This window comes from Rahnella contaminans, assembly GCF_011065485.1.
In the GTDB taxonomy this organism is placed as follows: domain Bacteria; phylum Pseudomonadota; class Gammaproteobacteria; order Enterobacterales; family Enterobacteriaceae; genus Rahnella; species Rahnella contaminans.
Map to the genome: position 1 here is coordinate 1,158,841 of NZ_JAADJS010000002.1, position 14,263 is coordinate 1,173,103.

Annotated in this window: 18 protein-coding genes; 8 read left to right on the plus strand and 10 right to left on the minus strand. The window is 49.1% G+C overall.

Annotated features, from left to right (window positions below):
• Positions 1 to 111 precede the first annotated feature (111 nt).
• Together GW579_RS14585 and rluE are read right to left on the minus strand one after the other, a co-directional pair.
• Positions 112 to 558, minus strand: coding sequence for an NUDIX hydrolase (locus GW579_RS14585; protein WP_101077163.1), 447 nt, complete (start codon positions 556 to 558; stop codon positions 112 to 114).
• Positions 551 to 1,177: a 23S rRNA pseudouridine(2457) synthase RluE gene (rluE, locus tag GW579_RS14590; RefSeq protein WP_165059648.1), complete on the minus strand. Its 627-nt coding sequence runs from the start codon at positions 1,175 to 1,177 to the stop codon at positions 551 to 553. The genes GW579_RS14585 and rluE overlap by 8 nt, the downstream gene beginning before the upstream one ends.
• Before the next feature lie 132 nt (positions 1,178 to 1,309).
• Here rluE and icd point away from each other — a divergent pair, with 132 nt between their 5' ends.
• A complete protein-coding gene (gene icd, locus GW579_RS14595) occupies positions 1,310 to 2,563 on the plus strand; it encodes an NADP-dependent isocitrate dehydrogenase (RefSeq protein WP_095921371.1) in 1,254 nt (417 codons plus the stop codon).
• 74 nt (positions 2,564 to 2,637) lie between these two features.
• Here the strand turns inward: icd and GW579_RS14600 are convergent, their stop codons facing one another.
• Positions 2,638 to 2,964, minus strand: coding sequence for a DUF2623 family protein (locus tag GW579_RS14600; protein WP_152325635.1), 327 nt, complete (start codon positions 2,962 to 2,964; stop codon positions 2,638 to 2,640).
• A 372-nt stretch (positions 2,965 to 3,336) separates the two neighbouring features.
• Here GW579_RS14600 and GW579_RS14605 point away from each other — a divergent pair, with 372 nt between their 5' ends.
• Positions 3,337 to 4,845 (plus strand): sensor domain-containing diguanylate cyclase, encoded by a 1,509-nt coding sequence (locus GW579_RS14605; RefSeq protein ID WP_165059743.1) that lies wholly within the window; start codon positions 3,337 to 3,339, stop codon positions 4,843 to 4,845.
• 44 nt (positions 4,846 to 4,889) lie between these two features.
• On the opposite strand, the gene GW579_RS14610 is transcribed toward GW579_RS14605, so the two are convergent.
• Positions 4,890 to 5,102, minus strand: a complete 213-nt coding sequence (locus GW579_RS14610) for a hypothetical protein (protein ID WP_371819734.1) — start codon at positions 5,100 to 5,102, stop codon at positions 4,890 to 4,892.
• A gap of 322 nt (positions 5,103 to 5,424) precedes the next feature.
• Between GW579_RS14610 and GW579_RS14615 the strand changes: the two genes are divergently transcribed.
• Complete coding sequence (locus GW579_RS14615) at positions 5,425 to 5,712, plus strand: hypothetical protein (RefSeq protein WP_165059650.1); 288 nt, start codon at positions 5,425 to 5,427, stop codon at positions 5,710 to 5,712.
• 67 nt (positions 5,713 to 5,779) lie between these two features.
• On the opposite strand, the gene GW579_RS14620 is transcribed toward GW579_RS14615, so the two are convergent.
• The 3 genes from GW579_RS14620 to GW579_RS14630 all read right to left on the minus strand — a co-directional run bounded on the left by GW579_RS14620 (position 5,780) and on the right by GW579_RS14630 (position 8,091).
• Positions 5,780 to 5,995 carry a hypothetical protein gene (locus GW579_RS14620; protein WP_152325637.1) on the minus strand — a complete coding sequence of 72 codons (216 nt, stop codon included), beginning with the start codon at positions 5,993 to 5,995 and terminating at the stop codon, positions 5,780 to 5,782.
• Between the two features lie 136 nt (positions 5,996 to 6,131).
• The gene (locus GW579_RS14625) at positions 6,132 to 7,772 is read right to left on the minus strand and encodes an ABC transporter substrate-binding protein (RefSeq protein ID WP_165059652.1); all 1,641 of its coding nucleotides are present in this window, start codon (positions 7,770 to 7,772) and stop codon (positions 6,132 to 6,134) included.
• Between the two features lie 127 nt (positions 7,773 to 7,899).
• The gene (locus GW579_RS14630) at positions 7,900 to 8,091 is read right to left on the minus strand and encodes a YdfD/YebW family protein (RefSeq protein WP_152325639.1); all 192 of its coding nucleotides are present in this window, start codon (positions 8,089 to 8,091) and stop codon (positions 7,900 to 7,902) included.
• Between the two features lie 201 nt (positions 8,092 to 8,292).
• Here GW579_RS14630 and GW579_RS14635 point away from each other — a divergent pair, with 201 nt between their 5' ends.
• Positions 8,293 to 8,538, plus strand: a complete 246-nt coding sequence (locus GW579_RS14635) for a DUF2766 family protein (protein ID WP_104922661.1) — start codon at positions 8,293 to 8,295, stop codon at positions 8,536 to 8,538.
• A 51-nt stretch (positions 8,539 to 8,589) separates the two neighbouring features.
• On the opposite strand, the gene GW579_RS14640 is transcribed toward GW579_RS14635, so the two are convergent.
• Entirely contained in the window at positions 8,590 to 8,826 is a 237-nt protein-coding gene (locus tag GW579_RS14640) for a YobH family protein (protein WP_152325640.1), read from the minus strand.
• Positions 8,827 to 9,012: 186 nt separating this feature from the next.
• On the minus strand, positions 9,013 to 11,718 hold the full coding sequence (locus GW579_RS14645; protein ID WP_165059653.1) for an autotransporter outer membrane beta-barrel domain-containing protein: 2,706 nt from the start codon (positions 11,716 to 11,718) through the stop codon (positions 9,013 to 9,015).
• 805 nt (positions 11,719 to 12,523) lie between these two features.
• Here GW579_RS14645 and mgrB point away from each other — a divergent pair.
• The 4 genes from mgrB (at position 12,524) to GW579_RS14665 (ending at position 13,845) form a co-directional block, all read left to right on the plus strand.
• Positions 12,524 to 12,646 (plus strand): PhoP/PhoQ regulatory lipoprotein MgrB, encoded by a 123-nt coding sequence (mgrB, locus tag GW579_RS14650; RefSeq protein ID WP_165059656.1) that lies wholly within the window; start codon positions 12,524 to 12,526, stop codon positions 12,644 to 12,646.
• Between the two features lie 137 nt (positions 12,647 to 12,783).
• On the plus strand, positions 12,784 to 13,056 hold the full coding sequence (locus GW579_RS14655; protein WP_165059658.1) for a YebO family protein: 273 nt from the start codon (positions 12,784 to 12,786) through the stop codon (positions 13,054 to 13,056).
• A 114-nt stretch (positions 13,057 to 13,170) separates the two neighbouring features.
• Positions 13,171 to 13,473: a phage protein NinX family protein gene (locus GW579_RS14660; protein ID WP_112291072.1), complete on the plus strand. Its 303-nt coding sequence runs from the start codon at positions 13,171 to 13,173 to the stop codon at positions 13,471 to 13,473.
• 135 nt (positions 13,474 to 13,608) lie between these two features.
• Positions 13,609 to 13,845: a DUF4060 family protein gene (locus GW579_RS14665; RefSeq protein ID WP_104922655.1), complete on the plus strand. Its 237-nt coding sequence runs from the start codon at positions 13,609 to 13,611 to the stop codon at positions 13,843 to 13,845.
• 60 nt (positions 13,846 to 13,905) lie between these two features.
• On the opposite strand, the gene GW579_RS14670 is transcribed toward GW579_RS14665, so the two are convergent.
• Positions 13,906 to 14,196: a hypothetical protein gene (locus GW579_RS14670; RefSeq protein ID WP_152325643.1), complete on the minus strand. Its 291-nt coding sequence runs from the start codon at positions 14,194 to 14,196 to the stop codon at positions 13,906 to 13,908.
• Positions 14,197 to 14,263: the final 67 nt, after the last annotated feature.

Sequence of the window (14,263 nt, forward strand, 5' to 3'; positions counted from 1 at the left end):
AGAGAGGTACTACGTAAATACTGAAGCGCGAAATTTTATCACGTCAGGCCGGTTGCTGCATTGCTGATTCACAGGAGGCAACAACCGGTGCGAAAGACTTTTTCTGCGCGCTTACTCCGGCAGATTAAAATTGTGCAGAATTTCCAGAGGGTAACGCGGGGATTTCTGATAACAGCGGATGCTTTCCGCCACCAGCGGTGAGCGTAACTGAGACGACCCGATAATGTCTTCGGCACTGACCCAGCGGCACTGATCGATATCGTCATCTTGTGGCGCGGTGTCCAGAATTTCCGGTAAATCAATCACAAACGCGAAGCGCAGAAACGGCGTGCCGTCCGGCGCCTGCCACTGATGCAATCCGAGAAAAGACTGCGGTTCGGCGTGAATACCCGTTTCTTCGTACAGCTCGCGTTTTGCTGCGCTGACCAGCGTTTCGTCAGCTTCGAGATGGCCAGCCGGTTGATTCCAGGTCACTTTCCCGTGAATGGTTTCTTCAACGACCAGAAACTTTCCCTGCGCCTGAACGACGCAGGCGACGGTGACGTGCGGTTTAAACATGCGGGATCTCCTTCCATTGACCGGGTTGTAAGTCGCCGAGGGAAAATTCGCCCATGCTGTAGCGGATCAGGCGTAACGTCGGGAACCCGACATGTGCCGTCATGCGACGAACCTGACGGTTCCTTCCCTCGTACAAAGTGATTTTCAGCCAGGTCGTCGGGATCGCTTTACGTTCGCGAATTGGCGGATTGCGCGGCCAGAGCCATTCCGGCTCACCGACAATTTCAGCACCGGCGGGCAGGGTGGGGCCATCTTTCAGCGTGATACCGTGACGCAATGCTTCGACGGCGGCGGTATCCGGCACTCCCTCGACCTGCACGTAGTAAATCTTGCCGGTGCGTTTACCTGGCTGTGTCAGTGTTGCCTGCAGTTTGCCATCGTTGGTCAGCACCAGTAAACCTTCGCTGTCCCGGTCGAGGCGCCCGGCAGCATAAACATCTGTTAATGAAATGTAATCTTTAAGTGTGGCCCGACCCGCCTCATCAGTGAATTGTGGCAGTACATCAAACGGTTTATTGAAAAGAATCACCTTTCCCGGCCCTTTTGGGGCAGATTGTTCTTTGGCTGGCCTTTTGCTGAAACGTTTAACGTTGTGATTTTTAAAAGATAGCGGGTTCATAGGCATTGAAGTTAGAGAGAATTAGCGCATTATACTTGAAAAATGTTTCGGATTGGCTAGCGAGAAATATTCGAGTAATATCGACCGGCATCTTACAAATTTTTAACAAAAATGCGCTCGAAGGAGAGGTTAATGGAAAGCAAAGTAGTTGTTCCGGCTGAAGGTAAAAAGATTACAGTAGACGCTCAGGGTAAACTGGTCATTCCTAATAATCCTGTTATCCCATTCATTGAAGGTGATGGTATCGGTGTTGACGTGACGCCTGCCATGATCAAAGTCGTTGATGCGGCTGTTCAGAAAGCCTACAAAGGCGAGCGTAAAATCTCCTGGATGGAAATCTACACCGGCGAGAAATCCGTAGAACTGTACGGCAAGGACGTATGGCTGCCAGAAGAAACTCTCGACCTGATCCGTGATTACCGTGTTGCCATCAAAGGCCCGCTGACCACTCCGGTTGGCGGCGGCATTCGCTCCCTGAACGTGGCACTTCGCCAGCAACTCGACCTGTACATCTGTCTGCGTCCGGTTCGTTATTACACCGGCACACCAAGCCCGGTAAAACGTCCTGAAGATACCGACATGGTGATCTTCCGTGAGAACTCCGAAGATATCTACGCAGGTATCGAGTGGAAAGCCGGTTCTGCTGAAGCGGACAAAGTCATCAAATTCCTGCAAGACGAAATGGGCGTGAAGAAAATCCGTTTCCCACAGGAATGTGGTATCGGTATCAAACCTTGCTCCGAAGAAGGCACCAAACGTCTGGTTCGTGCGGCGATTGAATACACCATTACCAATGATCGTGACTCCCTGACGCTGGTTCATAAAGGCAACATCATGAAGTTCACCGAAGGTGCCTTCAAGGATTGGGGCTACCAGCTGGCGCGTGAAGAGTTCGGCGGTGAGCTGATCGACGGCGGGCCTTGGGTGAAAATTAAGAACCCGAACAACGGCAAAGACATCATCATTAAAGACGTTATTGCTGACGCATTCCTGCAACAAATCCTGCTGCGTCCGGCTGAATACGATGTTATCGCGTGTATGAACCTTAACGGTGACTACATCTCTGACGCCCTGGCGGCGCAGGTTGGCGGCATCGGTATCGCACCGGGCGCAAACATCGGTTCTGATTGCGCACTGTTCGAAGCCACTCACGGTACTGCACCGAAATATGCCGGTCAGGACAAAGTGAACCCGGGCTCAATCATTCTGTCCGCAGAAATGATGCTGCGTCATATGGAATGGTTCGAAGCCGCAGACCTGATCGTCAAAGGCATGGAAGGCGCTATCGCCAACAAAACTGTGACTTACGATTTTGAACGTCTGATGGAAGGCGCTAAGCTGCGCAAATGTAGCGAGTTTGCCGACGACATGATCGCAAATATGTAATTTCAGTTCGCTGAAACAGAATAACGGGAGCCTGGTGCTCCCGTTTTTTATGGCTGACGGGTATGAGGGGCAGTTTAGCTGAGCGGGTTTTGCGGCTGATTATCGTCCTTGTCCTGCAGCTTGCCTTCGTAGCCCACCAGAAAAAATGCCCTGGACGGATGTTTCGCACTGGCGGAAAAGAACTCGGCCACCAGATCTTTATCCAGACTGTATTTACGCGACAAAACGCCCGCCTCGAATGCGGCATTGTTATCATCACCAGTGATCTGCGCCCGGGTGTGTGCAAATCCCAGCACAAAGCCCCGTAAATACTCTTTGCAATAGCCTGATACTTGCGCAGCAGGCCACGCGCTTTCGGCGGTCAGGCCCGCTTTTAGCCCTTTCCCAAAATGGTTTTGCATTTCAAAATCCTCGTCGAACAAGCGCTGTATAATAAATCATATAGCGATTATTCAGGCAATGACTTACAGCAAGAGAATTGAGGTTTGTGAAAAGGTCGCTCCCGGGCAAAGCGGGCATGTTTAAGAAAAAAGAATTTCAGTTAGAAGAGAAAGAGAGAATTAATTTGCGTTAAGTTTTGTCGGCGCTTTGAATTTTTTCACCGGAGATTCAGCAGGGTAAGGGTTTATTTCACCGGTCTTATTGTGCATCGCAGGCAGCGGTGTTAAATATGAGCGACTTTTTGCCACAGGACGGACCTTTTGTTACGTTCACTCCTCTCCAGCTCACTGTTCCGCATCGATCTGCGACGTCTGATTCTGATCTTAGCCGTAATGAGCGCCTTCGTGACGCTTGCAAACAGCTTTTATGCCAGCTATCGCGTACAGCGCCAGTTGCTGATCGACAATACGCTTGAAGAAAATCGCGTTTATGCGACGAAGCTTGCGTCCAGCACCGAACAGTTTATCAAAAGCATGCAAAAGCAACTGGCCTACAGCGCAGTGATTGCGGCAGGCCACTTTGACGATCCTGCCATTCTTCAGTCCGAAACCGCTCGCCTCAAATACCAGACGGACAGCTTCAATTCAGTGGTGATCACCAATGCCCGTGGAAAAGTGCTGGCGACATCGCCGGACAGCTTACAGCTTGTCGGACATGTGCTGACGACGCCAGGCGCGGTGGAAGCCCTGAAAGAACGGCGTCCGCTGATCAGCAAACCTTATATTTCTGCGGCGCAGAACCTGGTCATCATTATCTCGACGCCGGTTTTTACCGCCGACGGAAAGTACCTTGGGTATATCGGCGGCACCATTTACCTGAAGCAAAAAAGCATTTTGAATGAACTGCTGGGCGAGCATTTCTATCGTGACGGTTCCTACATCACGGTGCTCGACGAAGACCGGCGCATCCTTTATCACCGTGACGCCAGCCGTATCGGCGAGGTGATGAAGCCACATCCGATGACAGAAATTGTCCGAACGGCGACCAACGGCAGCCTGATGGTGGAAGGCGTCGGCGGGGATCAGATGCTGGCCGGTTACGCGGTTGTGCCTTCTTCCGGCTGGGAGATTGTGACGCTTCGTCCGACCGACGCCACGCTGAAACCGCTGGAAGGGCTGATGGTTAAAGTCCTTAAACATCTGACACCGCTGGCCGTCCTGACACTGCTTGCCGTCTGGCTGTTCTCGCGGCTGATCGCCCGTCCTCTGTGGCTGCTGGCGCGCAATGCGAACGAAATGGATAACCCGGATGTTTCGGTTAATATCCGCGAAATTCCGTCGTGGTACTTTGAATCCAACCAGCTGAAACGTGCGCTGCTGATTGGTATCAGTCTGTTGCAGAAAAAAATCGGTAAGCTGAAATTTGAAGCGCAAACCGACCCGATGACCGGCCTGTTTAACCGGCGCGGGCTGGCAATGACGCTGGAATCCGTGGCGCAGCTGCGCCAGCAGTTTTCAGTCATTGCGCTGGATATCGATCACTTCAAATCTATCAACGATTCTTATGGCCACGATGTTGGCGATGAAGTGATTAAATCAATGGCGGAGCAGATCCGCCATAACGCGCGCGAAACAGACATTTTATGCAGGGTTGGCGGAGAGGAGTTTCTTGTCCTATTGCCGCGCACGGCGCTGGCTGAAGCGGAAATGATTGCTGAACGTCTTCGCGAAAATGTTGAAAGTCTGGAACTGCCGGGTATCCGGCCAATCACGATTTCGCTGGGCGTGGCGCACTGGCACTATTTGCAGGGCGATCCTGATACGTCGCTGAAAAGAGCCGACGAAGCGCTGTATAAAGCGAAACAGGATGGCCGTAACCGCTTGGTGGTTTCTGAGCCGTAATTTTTACGTGATATCAGGGCATTAACTGCCCTGATTTTTACCGGTTATTTCGCAGCAGCGGCGGCCTGCTGTTTCTTTTCCTGCGCGGCAAGATGGTGCCCGATAGCGCAACCTGCCACCGCGCCGATGACCGCGTGGTGTTTCAAATGCCCTGCAACGCCTCCCACGACTGCGCCCTTAAGGCAACCTGCTGCATGGGCAAATGAGCTCATCAGTAATATGCTGCACATGACCGCGCCGAAGATTGTTTTTTTCACCTGATTTCCCCTGAATGAACAATTAGTGCTGTGGCAGAAAATGTCATAACAGGTGCTGGTTTGTCATTTTGCTATCTGTAAGCAGGTGCTGCTGATGTTACGCCTTGTGCTGCAAAATCCTGCTGGCGTGAGGGAGTTTGGGATAAGGACGGGTTACAACTGCTGAAGCGGTTAACGGCTCATTGAACAACGGTTTACTTTGCATCCCGCTGGTCGGGGTCTTCACTTTTTTTAAGTCTGCTAAACTTAATATCAGTAACCGGCGAAGATCCCTTTCTTCGCTGTATCCGGTTATTTTCCACCCGTGAATAAGGATGCCGCTATGACGCATCAAGAACAATTGCAGGCCCTGATGGTTCGCATTGACGCGCTGGAACAACGTGAAAGACAACTGACTTATGCTTCAAATGCTTATCAGGCAATTTTGACCACGTTACTGGGCATTCTGGATAAACCTACGCGCGATCGGGTGATCAGCATGGTAGACCAGGCTCACGATGTGGCTTATGCCAAAGCAAATCTGGAGCAGAAAGGGAATATTCTCGGCGCGGATGACATCACTCAGCGCATTTTCTTATTCGCGCAGGGGCGTGCATCGCAGCCTAAGTGAACGCAATTGCAGGATTTATTCGTGACTCGTTTCCTAAAAGGCGACGAGGATTTTGTTTATCCCCTGTTCAGGAACGGCGGTCGGCTTTTAACATATTGATGGCCGCGCCAAGTAAAATACGACGCTGAACGCCGGTGGCGCAGGCCAGTTGCTCGTCGAGATAACCAATCAGCGCATCGGCACTCAGAGGCTCCCCTCTGTGACGCATCTGAATCACGCCATCACCGATAATACGCGCCACTTCATCCCAAAGCGGTTGGATCTCACTTTGCGAGAATTTCATGACAGCTCCCGTTTGTGTGATTTACGTACAATCTACCATCTGAGTGGCGTGTGGCAAGTGCGCGGGCTGAGATCGGGTAGCACGGCGAAAATGAGTTCCTTCCGGCACGGGGCCGGAAGGGGGGTAGCGCAATGCGTTAGTGCTTAATCACATACAAATCTTTGGTGTAGACGTAATTGAGCAGGCTGTCGTTGAAGCCGCCGACGTAAGGTTTCACCAGACGGGTGCTTACATAATGGTACAGCGGGATGACCGGAGATTGGTCCGTCAGAACCTGCTCTGCCTGCTGATACGCTTTGCCAACATCCGCTTTATCCGTCGCTTTTAATGCATCGTTCAGCGCCTGATCGTAAGTGGCATTGCTGAATTTAGGTGTATTTTCGCTGTTGCCGGTACGCAGCGTATTCAGGAACGTGGACGGCTCGTTGTAGTCCGCAATCCAGGCGTAACGAACCACTTCGTAGGTCCCCTGATGCATGGTATCCAGCATGGTTTTCCATTCCTGATTCTGCAAAACGGCATCCACGCCGAGATTTTTTTTCCACATAGACGCCGCCGCGATGGCAATACGCTGATGGGCTTCTGACGTGTTGTACAGAAGATTGAATTTCAGCGGATGATCCGGACCAAAACCGGCTTCTTTCAGCAATTTCTTCGCTTCTTCGTTACGCTGGTCCTGCGTCAGGCTGGCATCTTTCGGTTTGGTAAATGTAAATCCACCGGTGTTATCCGGTGTCAGATGCCAGGCTGGCGTCTGTCCCTGACCCAGCACTTTGTCGGCAATAATTGATTTATCAATTGCCAGATTCAGCGCCTTACGCACGCGGACATCGTTAAATGGCGGTTTCTGTGTGTTCATCGCGTAGTAATAAACCGCGAGATACGGGCTGACATGAACCTGTGAACCCAGTTCTTTTTTCAACGAGGCAAACAAGGGTGCCGGAATGGTATTGGTAATGTCTATTTCACCGGCTTTGTAACGGTTAACATCCGCCGTGCCGGAAGCAATTGGCAGATAGGTCACTTTATTGATGACGGTATGCGCGTTATCCCAGTAGGTTGCATTACGGACTGCTGTTATACGTTCGTTAACCGTCCAGGTATCCAGTTTAAAAGGACCGCTGCTGGTGAGGTTGCCGGGCTGAGTCCATTTATCGCCGAATTTTTCGACATCTGCCTGACTGATTGGCGAAAGTGAAGGGTGCGCCAGCATGCCGAGGAAGTAAGAAAGCGGCTGGTCGAGGGTGACTTCCAGCGTATTTTTATCCAGCGCTTTGATCCCTAACTGGTCAGCCGCTTTTTTGCCCGCGATGATTTCACTGGCATTGAGGACGTGCATGCTGCCCAGATAACTTTCGTAAGGTGAAGCGGTTTTAGGGTCGATCAAACGACGCCAGCTGAAAACAACATCTTGTGCGGTAATCGGAGAACCGTCAGACCAGACAATGCCGGGGCGTAAATGGAATACCCAGGTTTTCTGATCTTTCGTTTCCCAGCTTGCGGCCAGCGAGGGTTGTGCTTCGCCCTTGTTATCAATGGTAATCAGGCCCGCAAACAGATCACTCAGAATATTGAATTCAACATCGCTTTCCACTTTATGCGGATCGAGAGAGGCGGGTTCACTTCCGTTATTACGCACGATTTCTTGTTTTGCTGCCAGCTCAACTCCTGCGGGAACGGTCGCAGCGTAGCTGGTAAACGGTGCCAGAAAGGCACTGGAAAGAAGGACTGCGAGGGGAAGTTTCTGAAAGCAGCCATAAGTTTTACGTATCGTCATTGCCATTTCCTGCCCTGTCAATATGGTTAAATATCAATGAGTAACAGGGTATTGATACCGCTCTTCTGACACTTTAGCAATCTTTATGAAATATTTTATTGCCACGTTGTGAAAGCGGGCACAAGGGCTAATATCCGGCATTCTCATGTGCCGGGATCCAGTAACCATCAATAAAATCTTCAATAGGGTAACAGCCGGCCTGGCGCAAACCTTGCTGGTGCATGGCGACAGTGCATTGCGCCTTCGTATTAAAGGCATCCACGACCAAATCTTCGCATCCACCGCCGAGATAACAGATGGTCAAAACAAGTGCGAACATCGTGCTCCTCCTTCGTTGTCACCTGATTAAGCATAGAAGGAATGTCCGGGTAGCGACACAAAACGGGATTCGTTTGCTGATTCTTTGTCCAGTTATAGCGAGGCGAAATACAAGAAAGGCGAGGATAGAGAATTTCATCCATGTGCGTGATATTCTCGCGACCATAATTTTTACGAATGGCTTTTGTGGGAGGAGTATCTGATGTCCGATTCTTTAAACAGAGAACAGGAAATTGAATCTGATTTGGTGGCGTGCCAGCTGGTTATCAAACAAATTCTGGATGTGATCGAAATTATTGCGCCAGCGGAAGTTCGCGAGAAAATGTCTCACCAACTGAAGAGCATTGATTTCAGTAAACATCCTGCCGGAGCGGATCCGGTCACTAAGCGCGCTATCGAAAAGGCTATTTCACTCATTGAGCTGAAATTCACCCGACACGACAGTTGATACTTTTGTTATGCCCGCCGCCGGGACGGGCATAACAACCCAGATTTTTTTCTACTTATTATCAACCACTTCGCCGACCTGCTTGAAAATCGGGCAGTTAGCCACGCCAATTACGCCGCTGTCGGAATGGATATACTGCGAGCTGACAATGCCGCGCGCGGTGAGATACTGGCATTTCAGTCCAAGACCCGCTGCATTTTCACTGCTGCCGACGGTCACACCATAGCCGGAAAAAAGAAAAACGGCGTAAATAACGGCCAAAACAATAATCGTTTTAATCACACTCATCCCACAACTCCCCATGTTCATCCTGACGCTTCAGGATATTGATAAGTCTAGTAGAAGTTATTTCCGGGTAAATGTCATTCCAGCCAATTCTGAATCGCGGCATTCGGGCTGAAAGCAAAAAAAATAGCCCCTGAAAAGGGGCCATTTGATTACTTAACTCTGCGTCAGACAGAGATCAGGCAGAAATTACCAGCGGTATTTCATACCCACGTTTGCTGCCCACGGCTGGTCAACATCGCTGCCGCCCAGGTAGTTAGCACCCGCGTAAACGGTGAAGTTTTTGCTCATATCGAACTGACCGCCTAAACCAACGCGAACTGCTGAACCGTCGATGCCGTTATCGATACGGTCGCCGTTGATATCTGCATCATTGTTGGCATCTTCATAAACGTATGCCAGTGTTGCGTAAGGGCTGATGGCCTGATCGGCACCCAGGTCGAAGGTGTAACCGATGTTGGTACCCAGCTCGTAACGCATGCTGTCATAAGCCTGATCGCTGACGCGCATGTTGTTGCTCATGCTGTAGTCATCATCGCCAATGAAGACGCCGGTGATGCTTGCATACGGCGTCAGGTAAGCTTGTGGTGCGAATTTCCAGTCGTAACCGGCTTTCAGACCGAAGCCCCATGCATCTGTTGAGTTATCACCCGACACCTGCTGACCATCGCTCATGGTGCTGTCAGTGGAGTTGCTAAAGTGGCTGTAGCTCAGAGAGGTATCAAAGAATACGCCGTTTTTGAAGTCCAGGCTGGAGTAAACGCGTGCTGACTGGCTGTCAGTATCCGCATCTGCGTTATCCATAGACAGACTGGATTTCGCGAAGCTCGCCGCCATACCGACCAGCCATTGACGATCGCCACCCCCTTCAGTGACTTTATCCAAACCAACCATGATGCCGTTAACGTCCTGATCGTAATCAACAACGCCATTGTCGCCGTTTTGTTGACCGCCAAAGTAGTTAACCCATACGCCGCCTTTGTCATCACCCTGGGTGTGACGCGAGCTATCCATACGGTTGCTCAGAGTATCCTGTTCCATATGCCAGGTTGCAGCGTTAGAAGAAGGCAGGCTCAGCGCCGCGTTAGCGGTAGAAGTGATGCCTTGTTTAGCCAGAACAACGGTATCGCCAACTTGTTCTGCCTGATACTTATAAGCACCCAGATCAGCGGTATTTGCGTGAGTGAAGGATGCGTTGCCACCGTAAGTACGGATCAGTTCTTTGTTTTGATAATCTGCAACGCGGCCTGCGCCGGTCGCGTTATCAATACGAACCTGATAGTTACCGTTAGTCACGCCGTTAACCGCCAGGTGGCCATCGGAATTCATACCGATAGTACCGCGATCGTAAACGTAATCTGCAGCAGTTTTGTCGCGGGCGTTGTTCATGTCGGAGTTCAGAACATATTCACGGCTGCCAACGTTGAAGGTACCGTCATCAGTCAGCACCATATTGTGAGTATCAACTTCACCAGCGCCTAAGTTCAGCTGAGAACCATTACCTACGGTAATGGTGTTCGCGTACAAAGAAGCGGTTTCTTCAGCCAGAGTGGCTTTACTGCCTGAGTTCAGGTTCAGTGCGTCAGTTGCAACGCCGCCGTGTGCTGCAATTTTCAGGCTTGACTGATTTGTCAGAGAGATGTTGTCTGCAAGCAGAGTCGAATCAACAACATTCAGCTGTGACTGGTTATTCAGGGTCAGATTGTCAATATTGGATACCTTTGTGGTATCCCACTCAGAACCATTGTTCAGAGCAACATTGAACAGACCGCTCTGATAGACGCTGTCGCCGATTAAAAGGTTGGTTGTGTTGCTGTAAAGTGAATCCGGCCAGATGCTGTTAGCCGAGCGGTCATACAAAGTATAATCTTTGTCGACGTTTGAAGTCGCTGCACCAACCCATTTACTGCCATTATCCAGGGTCAAATTCAGTTCGTCGGTGTCATCCCAACCATTAGTATCAAGATTGCCGTCGCCATTGCTGTCGTGGCCACCCTTATAATAATTATTGTCAAATGTGCTTGCGAAAGTCACATCGCCTTTAATCGTGGAATTATTAAAGACGGCGTTAGTCTTCATTGAGTTATCTTGCGCAGTTGCTGCTACAGATAGCGCAACATCATCGCCAGGATTTGTTGCGCCGTCGGTTCTTGAACCGTAATCGCTAGGTTTATCTGACTGACCATAAAAACTATTACTATTCAGTTCACTGTATGAACCTGAAGTCAGAACAGAATCATTAACGGTGATATTCGTATCGTAGGTATTACCATTATTAACAGTGGTATCAGCCCAACCATAACCTTGCGTCAGCGCAATGCCAGCAACATGGGAATTGTTCTGGATAACGATGTTGCTTTCTTGCTCAAGTGTTACGGCAACACCCAAAGCAGAAGTTGGGTATTGCTGATGCGTAGTTTTATTGTCTGCGCCAACGACGTCATAACCGAAGTTTTCGTAAGTATCATTGATGGTGGAATTATCAATGGTAAGCTGCAATGGTGACTGGTCGTATTCATTGCGGGCTGTAGAGCCACAAGTAGAATCCGTAGAACCCACGCAACGGGAAGTGATCATGCCATTCACGGTGGTATTGGTGATATTCAGGACATTACTGGCATTGCTATCAAAACCCAGGTAATGCGTAGAGATAACGCCGTTTACGACTGCATTATTGATTGAAGAGTAGATGTCTCCGCCAGTGTAACTGTTATTGGCACCATCATTATCAACATAGCCGTGATAGCCAATATAACCAGACTGAATCGAGTCACTGTAGAAAGTATCGTATACGGTGCCGGAGATGTCTGCTGACATCGCCGCAGGTGCTGTTACTGCAACAGCGCAGGCCAGCGCTATTTTAGAAACGAAGAACTTTTTATTCCATGCATGCATTTATTAATCCCTCAACAAAAAATAGTCAGCATGAATCAACTGAAATATTCCAGTTACTATGCTTTGATTTATATTACAGAAGAGACAGAAGAACTGTTCGACGGCGGGATGATATTTTAATGCATGGTGTTATTCAACAAAGAAGTTCACACAAATCTGAAAGAAAGCTGAATTATTTTTGTGATTTAAAGTTCTGAATTTAATTTATTTGGAATCTTTTAAATAATGTTTTCCTTTATGGTTTCTGAATGATGACGACATATTAGAAATTATGATTCTGTGCAGACCCTTGCCTGGCAGGCTCTGCAGCGGAGTTTTAAGGCGTGGTAATCCGCTAAATCCCACGTGGTGAAGGGTTTTTCAGGATATTGACCATATTTATTTTTGTGAAAATCGTTAAGGTGCATTTTTAGGGTGAATATATTACTTAGTGGTTTAGTTTCTTACATTATGCAATGTGTTGGTTAAAAGTATTTATTTATCGGAAACTGTTTTGATGGATAACAGGGGGAATAGGTATGCACCAAATGTTTATTTATTTGATGCAGATCAACGGGAGTTATTCGGTATTCATTGATAAAAATTATGCATTATCGTGTATGATTTCTGTATGTGATAATTGCGGGGCGCGCTGAGAGTAAAAGGCGATACTTCGTTATATCGTTGTTTAGGATTTACGTCGTACTATGGGTTTCTGTTCTGCTATGTTTGGACTATCCCTTTGAGCCCTGATAGACGCTTTTTAAACCAAAAGAGACCTGCCATCAAATTGAAAAAGCCTGTTTTCAGTGTCAGGAGGATCGTGATGTTCGTCCTTTTCCTGCTCATCTGTATCGGTCTGTACTTGCTTGCCCTCAACAGCTATTGCGATCAGGGCGGCAACTTTGACCTTGGTGTTTGCTCTATCACCTCCTTTATTCCTTTCTGAGTAATGCCTGCCAGACGAATCTGCGAGCTTTGGGATTTGCAAACCGGTAAGAAAACCCTGTTTTTTTGTGAATGGCTTCCCTGACCTGCCGGGGATGGTAAGATGCTTGCTCTGAACATTCAGTGGTAGGGTAGTCAATGTTTGATTTCGCAGTGGGCCAAAGCAGCCTGGCTTCATTGGTGCTGTGTGCACTCTCAGTGCTGTTATTCCTTCTGGTCTGGTTTTTCGTCAGCCGCGCCAGCGTCAGGGCAAATGAGCAAATTGCTTTGTTGCACGAGATAGCTGAGCTGCAACGCCAGCAAACCGAGTTGCTCAAGGTTCTGGCTGCACAGGCAAGAGGCAATGCGCCCTCCGTTGAGGCAGACGATGATTCTGCTCTCAGCCTGCGCGGATTTATTCCTGAACGATAATTCCGTTTTGTTAACCCGCCAATTGGCGGGTTTTTCATTTACGCCATTCATTCACAAAAGTGTCTTATTCTTCCGGTAGTCTCCACGCATGTGCCCTGCAGGATGGAAGAACAGATGATCAAATGGTCTGAAGAAAACGACAGTGAAGTAAACCACAACATTGCCTTATTGACCGGAGAGGAGCCTGAGAAGTGGTATCCCTATGGCGGCATGAAAGGCAAAGATTATTGCAACAACCCCTCCGATGCGTGGCCGATTATTTGCGCCAACAAAATCAGCATAAATTTTAAAGAGTTGCAGAGCGATCCCCTCTGGCTGGCAGAAATCAGCAGCCCGCACGGTCAGTGGCAGGCGCAGAGCAAACGGCCGCTTCGTGCAGCAATGGTATGTTTCCTGCTTAGTAAAACTTGCGCATAATTAAAAGCGCAGAGATACTCAGATTGTGACAAGGTTTTGCAGAGAAGTGATTCGAATAAGCATCGCATAAAGCGATGCGTATCAAGTGATTAATGTTTCCTCATTTTGACAGTTGTGTCTAAGGCGGAGTCCATTATGAAGCGCATCATTAAAGGTGATAAAAATCTTTCCCATCTGGTGGTTGCTCATGCAGCTATCGACAGTCATGAAAAAGCCTACGGCAAACGTCGTCAGGGCTGGCCTTCTACCTACCTCATTAAATACAAAGATGCGCGTGTTGCGGTCGAAGTCGTGACCCGCAGACAATCCTATGTGGCAACTCTCATGATCGGCGCCAGAAATCTGACCAAACTTTGTGGTATGCCTGCCTGATAAGCAGAGCGACGAGTCTCAAACTTAAAACCGTGCCGGATTCTCCGACACGGTTTTTCTTTATACCGCCTTCGCTGGCAGGCGAACCTGATGCAAGCTGCCGCGAGGGAAGGGGCGTTTTATCAGCCTGAGCATCAGGGAGATAAGATCCATCATCAGCAGCAATGTGCCCGTAATAGCCAGAATCATAAACCCGGCCAATGTCAGGATGATGAGTTTTAGCGCCGGTGGCAGAGTGAACCGGCGAAAGCGAGAGCGCAGCCATAGACGTCCATATTGTGTTTGGATCTGCATAATGTGCGTCAGCCGCGCAGTAAACGACTTGCGGTTTTTCGTTGTGTTCATTGTCATAAAGCGTCTCCTTTCAGAACATCTTTAGTACAACATAGAGTTATTAAGATTTTCTTAATGTCCGCTA

Bases quoted from the DNA above. Each gene is read 5' to 3' on its own strand.
- GW579_RS14645 (WP_165059653.1), bottom strand. From the start codon at position 11,718: ATGCATGCATGGAATAAAAAGTTCTTCGTTTCTAAAATAGCGCTGGCC.
- mgrB (WP_165059656.1), top strand. From the start codon at position 12,524: ATGTTCGTCCTTTTCCTGCTCATCTGTATCGGTCTGTACTTGCTTGCC.
- GW579_RS14655 (WP_165059658.1), top strand. From the start codon at position 12,784: ATGTTTGATTTCGCAGTGGGCCAAAGCAGCCTGGCTTCATTGGTGCTG.
- GW579_RS14625 (WP_165059652.1), bottom strand. From the start codon at position 7,772: ATGACGATACGTAAAACTTATGGCTGCTTTCAGAAACTTCCCCTCGCA.
- GW579_RS14665 (WP_104922655.1), top strand. From the start codon at position 13,609: ATGAAGCGCATCATTAAAGGTGATAAAAATCTTTCCCATCTGGTGGTT.
- GW579_RS14630 (WP_152325639.1), bottom strand. From the start codon at position 8,091: ATGTTCGCACTTGTTTTGACCATCTGTTATCTCGGCGGTGGATGCGAA.
- rluE (WP_165059648.1), bottom strand. From the start codon at position 1,177: ATGAACCCGCTATCTTTTAAAAATCACAACGTTAAACGTTTCAGCAAA.
- GW579_RS14600 (WP_152325635.1), bottom strand. From the start codon at position 2,964: ATGCAAAACCATTTTGGGAAAGGGCTAAAAGCGGGCCTGACCGCCGAA.
- GW579_RS14670 (WP_152325643.1), bottom strand. From the start codon at position 14,196: ATGACAATGAACACAACGAAAAACCGCAAGTCGTTTACTGCGCGGCTG.
- GW579_RS14615 (WP_165059650.1), top strand. From the start codon at position 5,425: ATGACGCATCAAGAACAATTGCAGGCCCTGATGGTTCGCATTGACGCG.
- icd (WP_095921371.1), top strand. From the start codon at position 1,310: ATGGAAAGCAAAGTAGTTGTTCCGGCTGAAGGTAAAAAGATTACAGTA.
- GW579_RS14635 (WP_104922661.1), top strand. From the start codon at position 8,293: ATGTCCGATTCTTTAAACAGAGAACAGGAAATTGAATCTGATTTGGTG.
- GW579_RS14605 (WP_165059743.1), top strand. From the start codon at position 3,337: ATGAGCGCCTTCGTGACGCTTGCAAACAGCTTTTATGCCAGCTATCGC.
- GW579_RS14660 (WP_112291072.1), top strand. From the start codon at position 13,171: ATGATCAAATGGTCTGAAGAAAACGACAGTGAAGTAAACCACAACATT.
- GW579_RS14640 (WP_152325640.1), bottom strand. From the start codon at position 8,826: ATGAGTGTGATTAAAACGATTATTGTTTTGGCCGTTATTTACGCCGTT.
- GW579_RS14620 (WP_152325637.1), bottom strand. From the start codon at position 5,995: ATGAAATTCTCGCAAAGTGAGATCCAACCGCTTTGGGATGAAGTGGCG.
- GW579_RS14585 (WP_101077163.1), bottom strand. From the start codon at position 558: ATGTTTAAACCGCACGTCACCGTCGCCTGCGTCGTTCAGGCGCAGGGA.